The following is a 19086-nucleotide window of genomic DNA, read 5'->3' on the forward strand; positions in this document are numbered from 1 at the left end:
GGTTGCAGCCTGATAAGAAGACGCATCAGGCATCGATCTCTTATTTTTGGCTGAACTTCCGCCGACCATAAACCAGCCAGGTCAGCAGCACACAAATGATGTAAAAGATTAAAAACACTTTCATCGCGCCCACTGGCGAGCCGGTCATATTCAGCGACATGCCAAATGCTTGTGGAATAAAGAAACCGCCCACCGCGCCGATGGCGGAGATAAAGCCCAGTGCCGCCGCCGTTTCGGTGATTGCTTCTCGCTGGGCTTGTTCATCGCTACCGCCTTTCATCTTGACGCGATAAATCGTTATCTGGCGAAAGATGACAGCGATCATCTGAAAAGTAGAACCACTTCCCAAACCAGCGGTAAGGAATAACCCCATAAAAACAGCGTAAAATGCGATGAAATTGCCGGACCCCGTGCCAGGTAGGGTAAGGAACAGCAGAGCGCTGAAAATCGCCATAAAAATAAAGTTGATTAACGTCACCCGCACGCCGCCAAATTTATCGGAGATCGCACCGCCGACGGACCGCGCAATGGCGCCGATAAACGGGCCAAAAAAAGCCAGTTGCAGAATGTTCACATCCGGGAACTGCGTTTTTGCCAGCATGGCAAACCCGGCGGAAAAACCGATAAACGAACCGAAGGTGGCAAGGTAAAGCAGGCTCAGCAGCCAGAGATGCAGGCGTTGTAACACAGGGAGCTGGTCGGCAATTGACGCGCGTGAACTGGCGATATCATTCATCCCTGACCAGGCGGCGATCGTAGCAATCGCCAGTAGCGGTACCCAAATCCATGCGGCATTCGCCAGCGACATCACAGAACCATCGGCCTGCGGTACGCCATTGACGCCAAGAAAAGCAAATACCGGTACAAAAATCACCAACGGCGCAACCAGTTGCATCACGCTGACGCCTAAATTCCCCAACCCGCCATTAATCCCTAATGCACTGCCTTGTTTGGCTTTCGGGAAGAAAAAACTGATATTTCCCATACTCGAAGCAAAGTTCGCGCCAGCAAAACCACAGAGCAAAGCAATAACAATAAATATCCCAAAAGGAGTATTCGGATTTTGCACAGCAATACCGAGCCAGACGCAAGGAATAATCAGAATCGCGGTACTAAAAACTGTCCAACGGCGTCCGCCGAATATAGGCACCATAAAGGAGTAGGGAACACGCAATAATGCGCCGGAAACGGAAGGTAAGGCGGTTAATAAAAAAAGCTGATCGGTAGTGAAATTAAAGCCGATTTTATTGAGATTAACGGCAACTGCGCTAAATAACATCCAGACACAGAAGGCAAGGAGTAAACAACTTACTGATATCCAGAGGTTTCTTCTGGCAATGTGTTTTCCTTTATTTTCCCAGAAGGCCGGATTTTCTGGCTTCCAGTCGCGCAAAAGGTAACGATTATTTTTCTCATTTTGTAGTGCCATATTCTTCCTCACATGCACACATTGTTAATGAAAAAAAGACAAGGCAGGACATTGGACGCAATGGTCCGTTATTAGAATTAAGAGTAAATAGAGTGAAGTGCTGATTGAAAGAATAGATAACAAAGCGAAACTGCGGGGGGAGAAAGCTGATTATCTGAATGGATATGTGTTACTGAATGTAACAGTGATGCATCATATTTGTTACTTATTCTTAGACTAACATACGGCAAACGTATTTGTTGCCGTATGAATCGTGGCTTTATTGTCGTAGCCTTTGCTTATCGTTGACGCGTTGCCAGCCAGCAGAGCAGGGAACCGCCGCAGACCATCAGCGCACCTTGCCAGAACGAGAACGACAGCGGCGCACTGAGCAGCACAGCAGCAAGCGCAGAGGAAAGCACAGGCGTAAAATACGAACCTACCGCCATAATGGTGACGTTGCCATGTAATATACCGACATTCCATGCAGCGTAAGCAAATCCTAAGGTAAATGCCGCAGAAATGAGTTTTATAATGACGGGCGTGCTAAATACCATTTCTGGTTGCGGCGTTAAAAAATAGTAAACCCACAAACTTGCTCCTGTCAGTAGGACGAAAACGGTAATACCGTTAAATCCACGGGCATATTTATTGGTGACCGTGCAATAAGCGGCCCAGATAAAAGCACCAACAAACGCCAGGCAATAACTTAACGGGCTGGTAGTGATATTGTTGATAATTTCATCCGGCTTGAGGCCATTTTCACCCCCTAATACCCAGCAGACGCCGCCAAGGGCTAATAATAATCCAGGAACAATCAGCCAGTTGGTCTTCTGACCATTAAACAGAATGGCAAAAAGTATCGTCAGACTGGGCCATAAATAGTTCACCATGCCCACTTCAATTGCCTGATGACGAGTCGCTGCATAACCTAAGGAAAGTGCCAGACAGATTTCATAGCTGACGAATAAGAAACTCCCCGCAAGTAAATAACCTTTGGGGATCTGCCGAATACGCGGAAATCCAACCGTGAAGATTAACAGCAGCCCGCTTAATGAATAAATAGCAGCTGCGCCGCCGACCGGACCGAGCCCCTCACTGACGCCGCGAATCAACCCTACCATCGTGCTCCACAGGACGATCGCTATTAGCCCTATGAGCGTTGCTTTTTGTCGTGTCATGCTCGCTGTTTTGTCTCTCTTGCCGTTAAAAATTAAGTTGAAATTTATAGCATTTTTTTAACCGGCCTGTCAGGCGGTGGTGCGTTTTTCTACCGCTATTGAGGTAGGTCAATTTGCGCAGGCGGATTATTTTGTGGCAAACAGATGTTCTTTTTGATTTCGCGCAAAAAGATTCAGAATTTTACTGTTAGTTTCCTCGCGCAGTAATACCCCTGAAAAAAGAGGAAAGCAATGGACGTCAGTCGCAGACAATTTTTTAAAATCTGCGCGGGCGGTATGGCTGGAACAACAGTAGCGGCATTGGGCTTTGCCCCGAAGCAAGCACTGGCTCAGGCGCGAAACTATAAATTATTACGCGCGAAAGAGATCCGTAACACCTGCACATACTGTTCCGTAGGTTGCGGGCTATTGATGTATAGCCTGGGTGATGGCGCAAAAAACGCCAGAGAAGCGATTTATCACATTGAAGGTGACCCGGATCATCCGGTAAGCCGTGGTGCGCTGTGCCCGAAAGGGGCCGGTCTGCTGGATTATGTCAACAGCGAAAACCGTCTGCGCTACCCGGAATATCGTGCGCCAGGTTCTGACAAATGGCAGCGCATTAGCTGGGATGAAGCATTCTCCCGTATTGCGAAGCTGATGAAAGCTGACCGTGACGCTAACTTTATTGAAAAGAACGAGCAGGGCGTAACGGTAAACCGTTGGCTTTCTACCGGTATGCTGTGTGCCTCCGGCGCCAGCAACGAAACCGGGATGCTGACGCAGAAATTTGCCCGCTCCCTCGGGATGCTGGCGGTAGACAACCAGGCACGCGTCTGACACGGACCAACGGTAGCAAGTCTTGCTCCAACATTTGGTCGCGGTGCGATGACCAACCACTGGGTGGATATCAAAAACGCTAACGTCGTGATGGTGATGGGCGGTAACGCTGCTGAAGCGCATCCCGTCGGTTTCCGCTGGGCGATGGAAGCGAAAAACAACAACGATGCAACCTTGATCGTTGTCGATCCCCGTTTTACGCGTACCGCTTCTGTGGCGGATATCTACGCACCTATTCGTTCCGGTACGGACATTACGTTCCTGTCTGGCGTTTTGCGCTACCTGATCGAAAACAACAAAATCAACGCCGAATACGTTAAGCATTATACCAACGCCAGCCTGCTGGTTCGTGATGATTTTGCTTTCGAAGACGGCCTGTTCAGCGGTTATGACGCTGAAAAACGCCAGTACGATAAATCGTCCTGGAACTATCAGTTCGATGAAAACGGCTATGCGAAACGCGATGAAACACTGACTCATCCGCGCTGTGTGTGGAACCTGCTGAAAGAGCACGTTTCCCGTTACACGCCGGACGTAGTAGAAAACATCTGCGGTACGCCAAAAGCCGACTTCCTGAAAGTGTGTGAAGTGCTGGCCTCCACCAGCGCGCCGGATCGCACAACTACCTTCCTGTACGCGCTGGGCTGGACGCAGCACACCGTGGGTGCGCAGAACATCCGTACTATGGCGATGATCCAGTTGCTGCTCGGTAACATGGGTATGGCCGGTGGCGGCGTGAACGCATTGCGTGGTCACTCCAACATTCAGGGTCTGACTGACTTAGGCCTGCTCTCTACCAGCCTGCCAGGTTATCTGACGCTGCCGTCAGAAAAACAGGTTGATTTGCAGTCGTATCTGGAAGCGAACACGCCGAAAGCGACGCTGGCTGATCAGGTGAACTACTGGAGCAACTATCCGAAGTTCTTCGTTAGCCTGATGAAATCTTTCTACGGCGATGCCGCGCAGAAAGAGAACAACTGGGGCTACGACTGGCTGCCGAAGTGGGACCAGACTTACGACGTCATCAAGTATTTCAACATGATGGATGAAGGCAAAGTCACCGGTTATTTCTGCCAGGGCTTTAACCCGGTTGCGTCCTTCCCGGACAAAAACAAAGTGGTGAGCTGCCTGAGCAAGCTGAAGTATATGGTGGTTATCGATCCGCTGGTGACTGAAACCTCTACCTTCTGGCAGAACCACGGCGAGTCGAACGATGTCGATCCGGCGTCTATTCAGACTGAAGTATTCCGTCTGCCTTCGACCTGCTTTGCTGAAGAGGATGGTTCTATCGCTAACTCCGGTCGCTGGTTGCAGTGGCACTGGAAAGGTCAGGACGCGCCGGGCGAAGCGCGTAACGACGGTGAAATTCTGGCGGGTATCTACCATCACCTGCGCGAGCTGTACCAGGCCGAAGGTGGTAAAGGCGTAGAACCGCTGATGAAGATGAGCTGGAACTACAAGCAGCCGCACGAACCGCAATCTGACGAAGTGGCAAAAGAGAACAACGGCTATGCGCTGGAAGATCTCTATGACGCTAATGGCGTGCTGATTGCGAAGAAAGGTCAGTTGCTGAGTAGCTTCGCGCATCTGCGTGATGACGGTACGACCGCATCGTCTTGCTGGATCTACACCGGTAGCTGGACAGAGCAGGGCAACCAGATGGCCAACCGCGATAACTCCGACCCATCCGGTCTGGGGAATACGCTGGGATGGGCCTGGGCATGGCCGCTCAACCGTCGCGTACTCTACAACCGTGCTTCGGCGGATATCAACGGTAAACCGTGGGATCCGAAACGGATGCTGATCCAGTGGAACGGCAGCAAGTGGACGGGTAACGATATTCCGGACTTCGGCAATGCCGCACCAGGTACGCCAACCGGGCCGTTTATTATGCAGCCGGAAGGGATGGGACGCCTGTTTGCCATCAACAAAATGGCGGAAGGTCCGTTCCCGGAACACTACGAGCCGATTGAAACGCCGCTGGGCACTAACCCGCTGCATCCGAACGTGGTGTCTAACCCGGTTGTTCGTCTGTATGAACAAGACGCGCTGCGGATGGGTAAAAAAGAGCAGTTCCCGTATGTGGGTACGACCTATCGCCTGACCGAGCACTTCCACACCTGGACCAAGCACGCGTTGCTCAACGCCATTGCTCAGCCGGAACAGTTTGTGGAAATCAGCGAAACGCTGGCGGCGGCGAAAGGCATTAATAATGGCGATCGAGTCACTGTCTCCAGCAAACGTGGCTTTATCCGCGCGGTGGCTGTGGTAACGCGTCGTCTGAAACCGCTGAATGTAAACGGTCAGCAGGTTGAAACGGTGGGTATTCCAATCCACTGGGGCTTTGAGGGTGTCGCGCGTAAAGGTTATATCGCTAACACTCTGACGCCGAATGTCGGTGATGCAAACTCGCAAACGCCGGAATATAAAGCGTTCTTAGTCAACATCGAGAAGGCGTAAGGGGGCGAAAAGATGGCTATGGAAACGCAGGACATTATCAAAAGGTCCGCAACTAACTCCATCACGCCGCCTTCTCAGGTGCGTGATTACAAAGCAGAAGTCGCGAAACTTATCGACGTTTCCACCTGTATCGGCTGTAAAGCCTGTCAGGTGGCGTGTTCGGAGTGGAACGACATCCGTGATGAAGTGGGGCACTGCGTCGGGGTTTACGATAACCCCGCCGATCTGAGCGCCAAGTCCTGGACGGTGATGCGCTTTAGCGAAACCGAACAGAACGGCAAGCTGGAGTGGCTGATCCGTAAAGATGGCTGTATGCACTGTGAAGATCCGGGCTGCCTGAAGGCGTGCCCGTCTGCCGGTGCAATCATTCAGTACGCTAACGGGATTGTCGATTTCCAGTCGGAAAACTGCATCGGCTGTGGTTACTGCATTGCCGGGTGTCCGTTTAATATTCCGCGCCTCAACAAAGAGGATAACCGGGTATATAAATGCACGCTCTGCGTCGATCGCGTCAGCGTCGGCCAGGAACCGGCTTGTGTGAAAACCTGTCCGACCGGGGCTATCCACTTCGGCACCAAGAAGGAGATGCTGGAGCTGGCGGAACAGCGCGTGGCGAAACTGAAAGCGCGTGGTTACGAACATGCTGGCGTCTACAACCCGGAAGGGGTCGGTGGTACGCACGTTATGTACGTGCTGCATCACGCCGATCAGCCGGAGCTGTATCACGGTCTGCCGAAAGATCCGAAGATCGACACCTCGGTAAGCCTGTGGAAAGGCGCGTTGAAACCGCTGGCAGCGGCTGGCTTTATTGCCACTTTTGCAGGGTTGATTTTCCATTACATCGGTATTGGCCCGAATAAGGAAGTGGACGATGACGAGGAGGATCATCATGAGTAAGTCGAAAATGATTGTGCGCACCAAGTTTATTGATCGCGCCTGTCACTGGACCGTGGTGATTTGCTTCTTCCTGGTGGCGCTGTCCGGGATTTCGTTCTTCTTCCCGACGCTGCAATGGCTGACGCAAACCTTCGGTACGCCGCAGATGGGACGCATTTTGCACCCGTTCTTCGGCATTGCGATTTTCGTCGCACTGATGTTTATGTTTGTGCGTTTTGTGCATCACAACATCCCGGATAAGAAAGATATTCCGTGGCTGTTGAACATTGTCGAAGTATTGAAAGGCAATGAGCACAAAGTGGCGGATGTTGGTAAGTACAACGCCGGGCAAAAGATGATGTTCTGGTCGATCATGAGCATGATTTTCGTGCTGTTGGTGACCGGGGTGATTATCTGGCGTCCGTACTTTGCGCAGTACTTCCCGATGCAAGTTGTTCGCTACAGCCTGCTGATTCACGCGGCTGCGGGTATCATCCTGATCCACGCCATCCTGATCCATATGTATATGGCATTTTGGGTGAAAGGATCGATTAAAGGGATGATCGAAGGTAAGGTAAGCCGTCGCTGGGCGAAGAAACACCATCCACGCTGGTATCGTGAAATCGAGAAGGCAGAAGCGAAAAAAGAGAGTGAAGAAGGGATATAATCTCTTTTGAACTTTAAGCTGAAAATGGCGCTATAAGAAGCGCCATTTTCATATTGTAGACAACGTAGGCTTTGTTCATGCCGGATGCGGCGTGAACGCCTTATCCGGCCTACAAACCGTTCAAATCCAATAGATTGCAGTGAACGTGTAGGCCTGATAAGCGTAGCGCATCAGGCAATGTTGCGTTTGTCATCAGTTTCAAATGGCGCTTTATAAGGTGCCATTTTTTTATTGCGTAACCAGACGGCGTAATCGTGACACATCCACCGTTTTTTCTGCCTCTGCCAGACTCCAGGCGTTTTGCAGATTCAGCCACATTTGCGGCGAACTGCCGATCACCACGGAAAGTTTAATCGCCATTTCTGGCGTCAAAGCTGCTTTTCCGGTCAGCAACCGGCTTGCCGTTGAGGGCGCAATTTCCATTGCTCTGGCAAACTCGCGCAGGCTGACATTAAGTTCGTCCAGTGATTCCTGAATAATGTCCCCCGGGCGGGGATGATTGGCCATTTTCATCAGTGTCTTTACTCTCAGTAGTGTTCCTTCACTGGGAACACTATCATTATTGTTCCTTCCTACGCAACAATAATCCATTTAGCCATTTCATGTTGGAGAGTGTGCGATGCTGCGACACCTGGACTGGCAGTCGCAGCAAAGGCCTCTTAGTGACGGAAATCAATCACCATGCGGCCACGGATTTTGCCTTCTTCCATCTCGGTAAAGATGGTGTTGATGTCCGCTAACGGACGCAGGGCAACTTTCGGCACAACTTTACCTTCAGCGGCAAACTGGAAGGCTTCGGTTAGATCCTGGCGCGTGCCGACCAGCGAACCGACCACTTCAATACCATCCAGCACAAGGCGTGGGATATCCAGGCTCATAGACTCCGGCGGTAGACCGACAGCCACAACACGCCCGCCTGCGCGAACGGCATCAACTGCCGAGTTAAACGCAGCTTTAGCTACCGCTGTCACCACCGCCGCGTGTGCACCACCGGTTTTCTCCTGCACAATTTTGGCGGCGTCTTCGGTGCGTGAGTTAATAGCTAAATCAGCGCCCATTTCGGTCGCCAGTTTTAACTGCTCATCATTGACATCAATGGCGATCACTTTGGCGTTAAAGACATTTTTAGCGTATTGCAAGGCGAGGTTACCCAGACCGCCAAGACCGTAGATAGCAATCCACTGCCCTGGACGAATTTTTGACAGCTTCACCGCTTTATAGGTAGTGACCCCCGCACAGGTAATGCTGCTGGCCGCCGCCGAGTCCAGGCCATCTGGCACTTTTACCGCATAATCGGCTACCACGATGCACTCTTCCGCCATCCCGCCATCAACGCTGTATCCCGCATTTTTTACCGAACGGCAAAGGGTTTCGTTACCACTATTACAGTATTCGCAATGACCGCATCCTTCATAAAACCACGCCACGCTTGCGCGATCGCCTGGTTTTAATGAAGTAACGCCAGGGCCAACTTCTGCCACCACACCAATGCCTTCATGCCCCAAAATTACGCCGGTTTTGTCACCAAAATCGCCATTCTTAACATGAAGATCGGTATGACATACACCACAACACTCCATTTTCAGCAGGGCTTCGCCATGTTTCAGTGAGCGCAGTGTTTTATCCGTAACGTCAACATGATGATCCTTCGTAACAACTGCAGCCTTCATAGTTCCTCCTTTTCGGATGATGTTCTGCATAGCAGGTGAGGCAAATGAGATTTATTCGCCACTACCCAGTATGGATGAGATCTGAAAAAGGGAGAGGGAAATTGCCCGGTAGCCTTCACTACCGGGCGCAGGCTTAGATGGAGGTACGGCGGTAGTCGCGGTATTCGGCTTGCCAGAAATTATCATCAATGGCCTGTTGCAGAGCTTCGGCAGATGTTTTCACCGCCACGCCTTGCTGCTGCGCCATTTTGCCAACTGCAAACGCAATTGCACGGGAGACTTTCTGAATATCTTTCAGTTCCGGTAGTACCAGACCTTCGCCGTTCAGGACCAGCGGCGAATACTGAGCAAGCGTTTCACTTGCCGACATCAGCATTTCATCGGTGATACGTGACGCGCCGGAAGCAATAACACCCAGCCCGATGCCTGGGAAAATAAAGGCATTGTTGCACTGGGCGATAGGGTAGATTTTATCTTTCCATACCACTGGATTAAACGGACTGCCGGTGGCGACCAGCGCATTACCTTCGGTCCAGGCAATAATATCCTGCGGCGTGGCTTCAACGCGCGAGGTCGGGTTAGACAGCGGCATCACGATCGGACGCGGACAGTGTTTATGCATCTCGCGGATGATTTCTTCCGTAAACAGCCCGGTCTGGCCAGATACGCCAATCAGAATATCCGGTTTGACGTTGCGTACGACATCAAGCAATGACAATACATCGCTGTCGGTATCCCAGTCGCTGAGATTTTCCCGCGCCTGCACCAGTTTGGTCTGGAAAGGCAGCAGGTTCGGCATCTTGTCGGTCAACAGGCCAAAGCGATCGACCATAAAGACTTTCTGTCGTGCCGCTTCCTCGCTTAATCCTTCACGCTGGGTCTGGGCGATGATCATTTCGGCAATGCCGCATCCCGCTGAACCTGCGCCAAGGAAGACAATCTTTTTCTCGCTTAATTGACCGCCTGCCGCGCGACTTGCTGCGATCAGCGTGCCTACCGTTACCGCTGCGGTTCCTTGAATATCATCATTAAAGGAACAAATTTCATTGCGATAGCGGTTAAGCAGCGGCATCGCATTTTTCTGCGCGAAGTCTTCGAACTGCAAGAGCACGTCCGGCCAGCGATGCTTCACGGCCTGGATAAATTCATCAACGAATTCATAGTATTCGTCGTCAGTGATACGCGGATTACGCCAGCCCATATACAGTGGATCGTTAAGCAGCTGCTGGTTGTTGGTCCCGACATCCAGCACCACCGGAAGGGTATACGCCGGGCTGATACCGCCACAGGCGGTATAGAGCGACAGTTTACCGATCGGAATGCCCATCCCGCCAATACCCTGGTCGCCGAGGCCAAGAATACGTTCACCGTCAGTCACCACAATCACTTTAATATTATGGTTCGGCACGTTTTGCAGAATATCGTCCATATTGTGGCGGTTCTGGTAAGAGATAAACACGCCGCGCGAACGACGGTAGATCTCAGAAAAACGCTCACAGGCTGCGCCGACGGTTGGGGTATAAATAACAGGCATCATCTCATCAAGATGATTGTTTACCAGGCGGTAGAACAAGGTTTCGTTGGTGTCCTGGATATTACGCAGGTAGATGTGTTTGTCGATTTCAGTTTTGAATCCCTGATACTGGATCCACGCACGTTCCGCTTGTTCTTCGATGGTTTCGACGACTTCCGGCAGTAACCCCAGCAGGTTGAAGTTACGGCGTTCTTCCATGCTGAAGGCGCTGCCTTTATTCAACAACGGAAATTCCAGCAGTACAGGGCCAGCGTAAGGAATATAAAGCGAACGCTGTTTTTTTGTTTTTGGTTCCATGTCACTCACTCTTTTTTGAATATCCATCCCTGGCACGCTTTTATCGTCTTTGCTTTACTGCCAGGGCGTCGGCCCCAAGTATAAAGCAGATAAAAACAAAAACACCATTGCGCAGGCAATGGTGTTTAATCGTCATTGAGGACTGATTGTTAAAGATTACTTTTCAGCGGGGCGTTTTCTGCCGGTTGGGGTATTTACCACGCTGGATTTGTCACCTTCGGTAACTATTTTGCGCTGGTTAGATATTTTATGATCCAGTCCAAGAATATGACGTGCCTGACGGTTCGATTTCATTTTAACTCCTCAATCCTGTTGCTAGTTTTAAGGACAACATCGCCGTAGCGAAGAAACACGTGCTAAACCCCTAAATTAGGTTGCCGATCAAGCATAGCAGCTTAAAGCGTAGGGTGCTGGCCGCTGACCACATAATTTATCGTTTGCTGGTAGATGTCACTGAGGATGTCGTTATCAGAGGCTTCGACCCATTTTGTCAACTCCATGAGAATGTCATCTTCAGTGACAACACCATGCTCTGCCCGAAGGCCTTGCTCAATGGCATTAACCAGAGCGGGTTCTGCTGTTGAATTTTCTGCCTGATAATAAGTAAACATAGTGATTCTCCGTGTCTGTGTATTTATGATGTCTGCTACGGATCGCAGATTTATAAAGCACATTCAGCATGGCAAATATTTGCCGCTTCGTTGTTAAGATTTGTCCTGGTTGGCGAATTTTATATTTTAACTTCATGATATTTATGGTTATTATTTTTGGTGTTTACTGGTTGATATTGCTGCATCATCCCTTGAGAGTTATATTTCCTGATATCTATTATGGTAATTCAATTTAATTTTCCGGGTATTTTTTGTCGGAGTTAATTCGGAATATCCCGCTTATCCTCGTGCTGTTTCTCCGGTAGTCTATAATTTCCTTTTTAAGCCCACAGGAGAGCAACAATGACAATCCATAAGAAAGGTCAGGCACACTGGGAAGGCGATATCAAACGCGGGAAGGGAACAGTATCTACCGAGAGCGGCGTACTGAACCAACAGCCGTATGGGTTTAACACGCGTTTTGAAGGCGAAAAAGGAACTAATCCTGAAGAGTTGATTGGTGCGGCACATGCCGCTTGTTTCTCGATGGCGCTTTCATTAATGCTGGGGGAAGCGGGATTCACCCCAACATCGATTGATACCACCGCCGATGTGTCGCTGGATAAAGTGGATTCGGGGTTTGCGATTACTAAAATCGCCCTGAAAAGCGAAGTCGCCGTACCGGGCATTGATGCTTCCACCTTTGACGGTATTATCCAGAAAGCAAAAGCAGGATGTCCGGTTTCACAGGTGCTGAAAGCGGAAATTACGCTGGATTACCAGTTGAAAGCATAAGTACTCGCCGGATGATGTTGTCATCCGGCTAACTCTTACTGCGCTACCCAGCCGCCATCCATATTCCACGCTACCCCACGCACTTGTGCTGCCGCATCTGAACAGAGAAACAGCGCCAGTTCACCCAGTTGTTGCGGAGTCACAAATTCAAGAGAAGGCTGTTTTTCTGCCAGTAAGGCGTCACGCGCGCTTTCCGCATCTTCGCCTTGTGCAATGCGCTTATCAATCTGCTGTTGTACCAGCGGCGTCAGCACCCAGCCAGGGCAGAGCGCGTTGCAGGTAATACCCGTCTGCGCAGTCTCCAGAGCAATGGTCTTTGTGAGTCCCACCACGCCATGTTTTGCCGTAACATAAGCCGATTTGTCTTTCGACGCTACCAGCCCATGCACAGAGGCAATGTTAATGATCCGCCCCCAGTTACGAGTGCGCATTTCTGGCAGTGCCAGACGCGTGGTGTGAAAGACAGAAGAGAGATTGATAGCGATAATTGCGTTCCATTTATCTACCGGGAAAGATTCCACCGGGGAGACATACTGGATCCCGGCGTTATTCACCAGAATGTCCACACCGCCAAATACCCTCTGTGCATAGGCCATCATGCTGACAATTTGCGATTCATCGCTGAGGTCTGCCTCATGATAGCCAGGCGTTTTACCCACACGAGAAATCGCATTGATTGCCGCGTCAACATCACCGAAGCCGTTGAGGATCACTTGCGCGCCAGCTTTTGCCAGTGTCTGAGCAATACCGAGTCCAATACCGCTGGTGGACCCCGTTACCAGCGCAGTTTTACCTTGTAAATTCATGATGATTTTCCTTAGACAATGCCGGTGGTGTAGTACACGCCGATGATAAACAGCACGGCCAGACTTTTAATGATCGTAATTGCGAAGATGCCGCCGTAAGCCTGACGGTGACTCAGTCCAGTAATTGCCAGCAGGGTAATCACGGCGCCGTTATGGGGCAATGTATCCATGCCGCCACTGGCCATAGATGCCACGCGGTGAAAAACTTCCAGTGGAATATTGGCAGCGTGCGCAGCGGCAATAAAAGTGTCGGACATAGCCGCAAGAGCAATACTCATCCCGCCGGACGCTGAACCGGTAATTCCGGCAAGTGTGGTGATGCTGATGGCTTCGTTGAGTAATGGATCAGGAATGGCGGCCAGCGCTTTCGAGAGCACCAGAAAACCGGGTAGGGCGGCGATAACCGCGCCGAAGCCATATTCTGAGGCGGTGTTCATCGCAGCCAGGATAGCGCCGCCTACCGCTGTACGGCTTCCTTCTGCCAGTCTTCCATGAATATTGCGATATCCAAAAATCACTACCAGCAAAATTCCAGCAATGAGCGCAGCTTCAACGGCCCAGATAGCGGTGATTTTGGCGACATCTGTGGTAATCGGGGCGGAAAGTCCCGGCAACTCCAGTTGGTGGCTCGCACCGTACCAAACAGGGATCCACCAGGTAAACAACAAGTTCAACAACCCCACCAGAATCAATGGTGAAATCGCAATGAGTGGGTTCGGTAAATTGATGTTATCTGGTGTTTCGGGTTCATTAAGTAACTCTGTGCCGTAACCTTCATTTTTTGCCTGCGCTTTACGACGCTGCCGCTCCAGATAGATAAGCCCGACGGCAATGATAAACAGTGAACCAATAAGCCCCAGCCACGGCGCGGCCCAGGCGTTGGTGCCAAAGAAACTGGTAGGAATAATGTTCTGAATTTGTGGCGTGCCGGGCAGAGCGTCCATAGTAAAAGAGAATGCTCCGAGGGCCACCGTTGCCGGTATAAGCCGTTTGGGGATATTACTCTGGCGGAACAATTCAGCCGCGAACGGATAAACGGCAAATGCCACCACAAACAGCGACACGCCGCCATAGGTGAGTAATGCGCATACCAGCACAATCACCGGAATCGCATGCCGCCGCCCGAGAATATTGATTGCAGCAGCGACAATCGAACGAGAAAATCCTGAAAGTTCAATCAGTTTTCCGAACACGGCCCCGAGCAGAAACACCGGGAAGTACAATTTCACGAAGCCGACCATTTTTTCCATGAACAGGCCGGTAAATGCTGGGCCAACGGCCCCCGGATCGGTGACAAGAACTGCGCCTAATGCCGCGATGGGGGCAAAAAGGATAACGCTGTATCCGCGATAGGCTGCCAGCATTAGCAGCCCAAGCGCGGCAAGGGCGATTAATACACTCATCGGGACTCCTCAATATCGTTGTTATAGTGGGTACAGAGAGAGAAGTTATGGTTTCAGGGCGAAGCGAAGTTGATGTTTCCGACGCTGCTGGATGTACTGCTTCCGCGATTCATCCCAGCGGTAAAAACCCTGACCGCTACGTACGCCGATGTCTCCACGTTCCACTTTTTCGGCAACTAACGACATCATGTCGCTGCCAGTCGCCAGTTCAGGGAGCAGATGGCGACAAATATCCTGCACCGTCGAAAGTCCGGTCATGTCGGCGGCCTCCAGCGGGCCGACCATGGCATAACGTCGCCCAAGCGAGGCGCGCATCACCTGATCCACCACTTCGGCACTGGCGATGCCGCTTTTTACGATATGCAGGGCTTCACGCAACAGTGCAAATTGCAGACGGTTGCCGACAAATCCTGGCGCAGCGCGATCCAGCAACACAGCTTCCAGTTGCTGTGACACAAGCAAGTGTTGCAGCCAGTGCAAATGCTTTGCCTCGGTAACGCTGCCGGGGACAATCTCCACAAGTGGAATGAAGTGCGGCGGATGCCAGAAATGGGCGATTAGCAGTCGTTGCGGGTAGCGCATCTTCGCGGCCAGATCATCGGGCGGCAGACCGCTGGTATTGCTGGCGACAATGGCCTCAGGAGAAATAAGCGTTTCAAGCTCGGTATATAATGCGTGTTTTAGTTCAAGTCGCTCCGGGATCGCCTCAATCAGTAGTTGCGAGTCGGCGATGTCTGCAAGAGAAGTCGTGCCGTGCAGACGTTTAAGCACATTCTCTTTTTCCGAGGCAGTAAACTGTTCGCAGCTAATCAGCTCATCAAGAATTCCGCCTGCAACTACGTCGATTTCTGCAATCCGGCTCTGCTCGGTATCGTACAGCCAGATATCATGACCAAAGCGGGCGAAATGAGTGGCAATCCCCACGCCCATCAATCCGGCGCCCAGTACCGCAAATTGTTCAGTTTGCATGGTGTTCTCCTGTGGTTCTTTCCAGCGTCAGCGCCACGCCCTGACCGCCACCGACGCACAGCGTCGCCAGCCCTTTTTGCGCATTACGTCGCGCCATTTCATAAATGAGAGTGACCAGAATGCGGCAACCGGAAGCGCCAATAGGATGCCCAAGTGCGATTGCACCGCCGTTAACATTCACTTTGTCGCTATCCCAGTTCAGTTCGTCGCCAACGGCCAGCGCCTGTGCTGCGAAAGCCTCGTTGGCTTCAATAAGATCAATATCTTCCAGTGTCCATCCGCAACGATTAAGACATTCGCGGGTAGCGGCGACCGGGCCAATGCCCATAAAGGCAGGATCGACGCCAGAAACGGCATAACCAGCCACCCGAGCCAGCACTGGGAGGCCAAGTTCCGCAGCTTTGCTGGCGCGCATTAACATGACTGCGGCGGCACCATCATTGATGGAAGAGGCATTTCCTGCGGTGACGCTTCCCGCCCCTGGAAGAAAGGCCGGTTTCAGTTGCGCTAGTTTTTCCAGTTGCGTCCCGGAACGTGGTTGTTCGTCGGTATTTACCCAGCGTGGTGGTTTTTTACCTTGTGGTACGCTCACCGGAGTAATTTCGTCTGCAAAGCGCCCGGCTTCCATTGCGGCAGCGGCTTTTTGCTGAGAACGTAGCGCGAATGTGTCCTGTCGCTCGCGACTGATGGCATATTTTTGCGCCAGGTTTTCTGCAGTAATGCCCATGTGGTAATCATTGAAAGCATCCCATAGTCCGTCATGCACCACGCTGTCTTTCATGCTGGTATGCCCGAGGCGTAAACCTGCCCGCGCGCCATCAATAAAATAGGGCGCGTTGCTCATGCTTTCCTGGCCACCTGCGATAATTATCTGTGCATCACCGCAACGGATCGCCTGTACGGCCTGGTGTACGGCTTTCAGACCGGAACCACATACCAGATTGATGGTAACGGCAGGTGTATCATGGCTTAACCCGGCTTTGAGCGCCGATTGTCGTGCCGGGTTTTGTCCGCTTCCGGCGGTCAGGACCTGACCAAAAATCACTTCGTCGATCTGTTCTGCTGCAAGTGCGGTTTTCTCCAGCAACGAACGGATGGTGGCAGCACCGAGATCAACCGCAGAAAGTGGGGCGAGAGCGCCATGAAAACAGCCAATCGGTGTGCGCGTAGCGGCAACAATAACAACGTCCTGCATGGTGATTCCTCAGTTGAATTGCATTTCCGGGACATGTTCCGGCACAAACAACTTACCGGCGGTTTTGGCGACGATTTCCGCAACGCTGATTCCCGGCGCGCGCTCGCGCAGAATGAAAGCGCCGTCAGCAATTTCCAGCAGCGCAAGGTCGGTTAAGACGCGTTTGATGCAGCCAACGCCGGTCAACGGAAGGGTACAGTCAGGAAGCAGTTTGGATTCGCCGGATTTCGAGGCGTGGGTCATTACCACAATAATATTCTCGGCACCGGCAACCAGATCCATGGCACCGCCCATGCCTTTAACCATCTTGCCGGGGATCATCCATGAGGCAATGTTGCCATTCACATCCACTTCAAATGCGCCAAGCACAGTCAGATCCACATGGCCGCCACGGATCATGGCGAAAGATTGCGCCGAGTCGAAAATTGCCGCACCTTTCCGTGCGGTAACGGTTTGTTTACCGGCGTTAATCATGTCGGCGTCCAGTTCGTCTTCCGTAGGAAATGCGCCCATTCCCAGCAAACCATTTTCTGACTGCAACATCACATCCATCCCGTCAGGAATGTAGTTGGCCACCAGTGTCGGGATACCAATGCCGAGATTGACGTAATAGCCATCGCGCAATTCGCGGGCGACTCGCATCGCCATTTGTTCACGGGTTAACATGGTCAGGCTCCTTTGCGACTAAGGGTGCGTTGTTCAATGCGTTTTTCAAATTGCCCCTGAATGACGCGATTAACAAAAATCCCCGGGGTATGGATAGCGGCAGGATCAAGTTCACCGGGTGGCACTATTTCTTCCACTTCCACCACGGTGATTTTTCCGGCAGCCGCCATCAGTGGGTTAAAGTTTTGCGCGGTATGACGATAAATCACGTTGCCGTACCAGTCGGCTTTCCAGCCTTTGACCAGGGCAAAATCACCAGTGATAGCCTGTTCCATGATGTACGGGCGACCGTTGAATTCGCGGACTTCTTTCCCTTCGGCAACGGGAGTACCGTAACCGGTGGCAGTAAAGAACGCCGGGATACCCGCGCCGCCTGCGCGCAGTTGTTCTGCCAGGGTTCCTTGTGGTGTGAGAATCGCCTCCAGTTCGCCGTTAAGCACCTGTTTTTCAAACAAAGCATTCTCGCCAACATAAGAAGCGACGACTTTACGGATCTGTCGGCTTTCCAGTAGTACACCCAGTCCAAAACCATCTACGCCACAGTTATTGGAAACCACCGTTAATCCGGTTACTCCACGGTGGCGAACTTCAGCAATCAGATTCTCCGGGATGCCGCACAGGCCAAAACCTCCTGCCAGAATCGTCATCTCATTGGTAAGTCCTTCAAGCGCCTCGTGATACGTAGCGACCCGTTTATCCAACCCAGCCATACAGTTGCCCTCCAGTTGTCCTTTTCAACATCATTAAGGGCAAAAAATGATTTGTTAATTTTAAATTTGTGACTCATTCATTTGTATTATTTATCAATATAATGTTAATTAAATGTATTCAGTAGGTTAACGGAGTGCCAGATGAAAATGAGCATCAAACAGTTACGCGCGTTTTTAGCGGTAGCTCACACTCTGAACTTTGCCCATGCCAGTGAACGGCTGAATATGTCGCAGCCTGCGCTAAGTCTTGCCATTAAAGGACTGGAAGATGCCTTAGGGGGCGCTTTACTGCTGCGTACTACGCGAAAAGTGACGTTAACCCAGGAGGGGGAAACGTTATTGTCGATGGCACGGCCTTTGCTGGCTGACTGGGATAACACCGAGGAGGCCATGCGTCAGCGATTCACGCTCAGGCGGGGCAAAGTCTCGGTGGCAGCGATGCCGTCATTTGCAGCCAACGTTTTGCCTCCGGTGCTGAAAACCTTCCGCGATTGTTATTCAGGGATTAATGTCACCGTGCACGATGTGGTGAATGAGCAGGTGATCGAAATGGTAAGCGAAGGGCGCGTGGAGATGGGGATTGCCTTTGAACCTGACTATTGCGGCCATTTGCATTTTACCCCGCTGGGCGTGGATCGGTTTGTCGCTATTGTTCCAGCCGATTCCCGACTGGCAAATCGGCAACGCGTGAGCTGGCGGGATTTGCTGACGCTCGATTTTATCACCCTCCAGCGACCGTCAGCCGTCAGGTTGATGCTGGAAGAGGAGTTGGCACAAAGTGGAACGCAACTGGAAGTGGCGCTGGAAAGCCATCAGCTGGTTACGGTTGGGCGGCTGGTGGCAAACGGTTTGGGAGGAAGCGCTGTGCCTGCGCTGTGCCGCAGGCAGATGAGCGAACTGGGCGCAGTGTGTCTGGAACTGGATAATCCAGTGATTGAGCGACGAGTAGGTGTACTGCGTTCGTCACACCATAAGCTTTCTACTGCGGCGCAGGCGTTGATGGAAACGTTAAAAAAAACCTATGACGCATAACGTTTCCG

At 51.5% G+C, this 19086-nt stretch carries 18 protein-coding genes; 5 read left to right on the forward strand and 13 right to left on the reverse strand.

Annotation, left to right across the window (positions count from 1 at the left end; genetic code table 11):
• Positions 1-40: 40 nt before the first annotated feature.
• Both narU and yddG read right to left on the reverse strand, forming a co-directional pair.
• Positions 41-1429, reverse strand: coding sequence for a nitrate/nitrite transporter NarU (gene narU / locus D9742_RS22170; protein ID WP_130238265.1), 1389 nt, complete (start codon positions 1427-1429; stop codon positions 41-43).
• 278 nt (positions 1430-1707) lie between these two features.
• A complete protein-coding gene (gene yddG / locus D9742_RS22175; RefSeq protein ID WP_130238266.1) occupies positions 1708-2589 on the reverse strand; it encodes an aromatic amino acid efflux DMT transporter YddG in 882 nt (293 codons plus the stop codon).
• A gap of 231 nt (positions 2590-2820) precedes the next feature.
• Between yddG and fdnG the strand changes: the two genes are divergently transcribed.
• Genes fdnG through fdnI form a run of 3 tightly spaced genes read left to right on the forward strand, consistent with a single transcriptional unit; the run spans position 2821 to position 7411 of the window.
• Positions 2821-5868 carry a formate dehydrogenase-N subunit alpha gene (fdnG, locus tag D9742_RS22185; RefSeq protein WP_012602782.1) on the forward strand — a complete coding sequence of 1016 codons (3048 nt, stop codon included), beginning with the start codon at positions 2821-2823 and terminating at the stop codon, positions 5866-5868.
• 12 nt (positions 5869-5880) lie between these two features.
• Positions 5881-6765, forward strand: coding sequence for a formate dehydrogenase N subunit beta (fdnH, locus tag D9742_RS22190; protein WP_001240582.1), 885 nt, complete (start codon positions 5881-5883; stop codon positions 6763-6765).
• The gene (fdnI, locus tag D9742_RS22195; RefSeq protein ID WP_000045648.1) at positions 6758-7411 is read left to right on the forward strand and encodes a formate dehydrogenase-N subunit gamma; all 654 of its coding nucleotides are present in this window, start codon (positions 6758-6760) and stop codon (positions 7409-7411) included. Before fdnH ends, fdnI begins: the two co-directional genes overlap by 8 nt.
• A 228-nt stretch (positions 7412-7639) precedes the next feature.
• Here fdnI and D9742_RS22200 read toward each other — a convergent pair whose 3' ends face one another.
• The 5 genes from D9742_RS22200 to bdm all read right to left on the reverse strand — a co-directional run bounded on the left by D9742_RS22200 (position 7640) and on the right by bdm (position 11523).
• Positions 7640-7924 (reverse strand): HigA family addiction module antitoxin, encoded by a 285-nt coding sequence (locus tag D9742_RS22200; RefSeq protein WP_000781370.1) that lies wholly within the window; start codon positions 7922-7924, stop codon positions 7640-7642.
• Positions 7925-8070: 146 nt separating this feature from the next.
• Positions 8071-9081: an alcohol dehydrogenase AdhP gene (adhP, locus tag D9742_RS22205; RefSeq protein ID WP_000642406.1), complete on the reverse strand. Its 1011-nt coding sequence runs from the start codon at positions 9079-9081 to the stop codon at positions 8071-8073.
• Between the two features lie 133 nt (positions 9082-9214).
• Positions 9215-10912 (reverse strand): malate dehydrogenase, encoded by a 1698-nt coding sequence (gene maeA, locus D9742_RS22210; protein ID WP_130238267.1) that lies wholly within the window; start codon positions 10910-10912, stop codon positions 9215-9217.
• 156 nt (positions 10913-11068) lie between these two features.
• Positions 11069-11206, reverse strand: a complete 138-nt coding sequence (sra, locus tag D9742_RS22215; protein WP_000841557.1) for a stationary-phase-induced ribosome-associated protein — start codon at positions 11204-11206, stop codon at positions 11069-11071.
• Between the two features lie 101 nt (positions 11207-11307).
• Positions 11308-11523, reverse strand: a complete 216-nt coding sequence (bdm, locus tag D9742_RS22220; RefSeq protein ID WP_000495766.1) for a biofilm-dependent modulation protein — start codon at positions 11521-11523, stop codon at positions 11308-11310.
• A gap of 342 nt (positions 11524-11865) precedes the next feature.
• Here bdm and osmC point away from each other — a divergent pair, with 342 nt between their 5' ends.
• Complete coding sequence (gene osmC, locus D9742_RS22225) at positions 11866-12297, forward strand: peroxiredoxin OsmC (protein WP_130238268.1); 432 nt, start codon at positions 11866-11868, stop codon at positions 12295-12297.
• A 35-nt stretch (positions 12298-12332) separates the two neighbouring features.
• Here osmC and D9742_RS22230 read toward each other — a convergent pair whose 3' ends face one another.
• The 6 genes from D9742_RS22230 to D9742_RS22255 are packed head-to-tail and all read right to left on the reverse strand — an operon-like array spanning position 12333 to position 18046.
• Entirely contained in the window at positions 12333-13103 is a 771-nt protein-coding gene (locus D9742_RS22230; protein WP_130238269.1) for a 3-hydroxybutyrate dehydrogenase, read from the reverse strand.
• An 11-nt stretch (positions 13104-13114) separates the two neighbouring features.
• Positions 13115-14506 carry a GntP family permease gene (locus tag D9742_RS22235; protein WP_130238270.1) on the reverse strand — a complete coding sequence of 464 codons (1392 nt, stop codon included), beginning with the start codon at positions 14504-14506 and terminating at the stop codon, positions 13115-13117.
• A gap of 45 nt (positions 14507-14551) precedes the next feature.
• Entirely contained in the window at positions 14552-15475 is a 924-nt protein-coding gene (locus D9742_RS22240; RefSeq protein ID WP_130238271.1) for a 3-hydroxyacyl-CoA dehydrogenase family protein, read from the reverse strand.
• Entirely contained in the window at positions 15465-16670 is a 1206-nt protein-coding gene (locus D9742_RS22245) for an acetyl-CoA C-acetyltransferase (RefSeq protein WP_130238272.1), read from the reverse strand. Before D9742_RS22245 ends, D9742_RS22240 begins: the two co-directional genes overlap by 11 nt.
• Positions 16671-16679: 9 nt before the next feature.
• Positions 16680-17336 (reverse strand): CoA transferase subunit B, encoded by a 657-nt coding sequence (locus D9742_RS22250; protein ID WP_000957780.1) that lies wholly within the window; start codon positions 17334-17336, stop codon positions 16680-16682.
• A 2-nt stretch (positions 17337-17338) separates the two neighbouring features.
• Positions 17339-18046, reverse strand: coding sequence for a CoA transferase subunit A (locus D9742_RS22255; protein ID WP_000907686.1), 708 nt, complete (start codon positions 18044-18046; stop codon positions 17339-17341).
• A gap of 141 nt (positions 18047-18187) precedes the next feature.
• On the opposite strand from D9742_RS22255, the gene D9742_RS22260 reads away from it, so the two are divergent.
• Positions 18188-19078 carry a LysR family transcriptional regulator gene (locus D9742_RS22260; protein WP_089620611.1) on the forward strand — a complete coding sequence of 297 codons (891 nt, stop codon included), beginning with the start codon at positions 18188-18190 and terminating at the stop codon, positions 19076-19078.
• The last annotated feature ends 8 nt before the right edge of the window (positions 19079-19086 follow it).

The sequence above is a fragment of the Escherichia sp. E1V33 genome (genome assembly GCF_004211955.1).
GTDB lineage: Bacteria > Pseudomonadota > Gammaproteobacteria > Enterobacterales > Enterobacteriaceae > Escherichia.

Bases quoted from the DNA above. Each gene is read 5' to 3' on its own strand.
- narU (WP_130238265.1), bottom strand. From the start codon at position 1,429: ATGGCACTACAAAATGAGAAAAATAATCGTTACCTTTTGCGCGACTGG.
- yddG (WP_130238266.1), bottom strand. From the start codon at position 2,589: ATGACACGACAAAAAGCAACGCTCATAGGGCTAATAGCGATCGTCCTG.
- fdnH (WP_001240582.1), top strand. From the start codon at position 5,881: ATGGCTATGGAAACGCAGGACATTATCAAAAGGTCCGCAACTAACTCC.
- fdnI (WP_000045648.1), top strand. From the start codon at position 6,758: ATGAGTAAGTCGAAAATGATTGTGCGCACCAAGTTTATTGATCGCGCC.
- D9742_RS22200 (WP_000781370.1), bottom strand. From the start codon at position 7,924: ATGAAAATGGCCAATCATCCCCGCCCGGGGGACATTATTCAGGAATCA.
- adhP (WP_000642406.1), bottom strand. From the start codon at position 9,081: ATGAAGGCTGCAGTTGTTACGAAGGATCATCATGTTGACGTTACGGAT.
- maeA (WP_130238267.1), bottom strand. From the start codon at position 10,912: ATGGAACCAAAAACAAAAAAACAGCGTTCGCTTTATATTCCTTACGCT.
- sra (WP_000841557.1), bottom strand. From the start codon at position 11,206: ATGAAATCGAACCGTCAGGCACGTCATATTCTTGGACTGGATCATAAA.
- bdm (WP_000495766.1), bottom strand. From the start codon at position 11,523: ATGTTTACTTATTATCAGGCAGAAAATTCAACAGCAGAACCCGCTCTG.
- osmC (WP_130238268.1), top strand. From the start codon at position 11,866: ATGACAATCCATAAGAAAGGTCAGGCACACTGGGAAGGCGATATCAAA.
- D9742_RS22230 (WP_130238269.1), bottom strand. From the start codon at position 13,103: ATGAATTTACAAGGTAAAACTGCGCTGGTAACGGGGTCCACCAGCGGT.
- D9742_RS22235 (WP_130238270.1), bottom strand. From the start codon at position 14,506: ATGAGTGTATTAATCGCCCTTGCCGCGCTTGGGCTGCTAATGCTGGCA.
- D9742_RS22240 (WP_130238271.1), bottom strand. From the start codon at position 15,475: ATGCAAACTGAACAATTTGCGGTACTGGGCGCCGGATTGATGGGCGTG.
- D9742_RS22245 (WP_130238272.1), bottom strand. From the start codon at position 16,670: ATGCAGGACGTTGTTATTGTTGCCGCTACGCGCACACCGATTGGCTGT.
- D9742_RS22250 (WP_000957780.1), bottom strand. From the start codon at position 17,336: ATGTTAACCCGTGAACAAATGGCGATGCGAGTCGCCCGCGAATTGCGC.
- D9742_RS22255 (WP_000907686.1), bottom strand. From the start codon at position 18,046: ATGGCTGGGTTGGATAAACGGGTCGCTACGTATCACGAGGCGCTTGAA.
- D9742_RS22260 (WP_089620611.1), top strand. From the start codon at position 18,188: ATGAAAATGAGCATCAAACAGTTACGCGCGTTTTTAGCGGTAGCTCAC.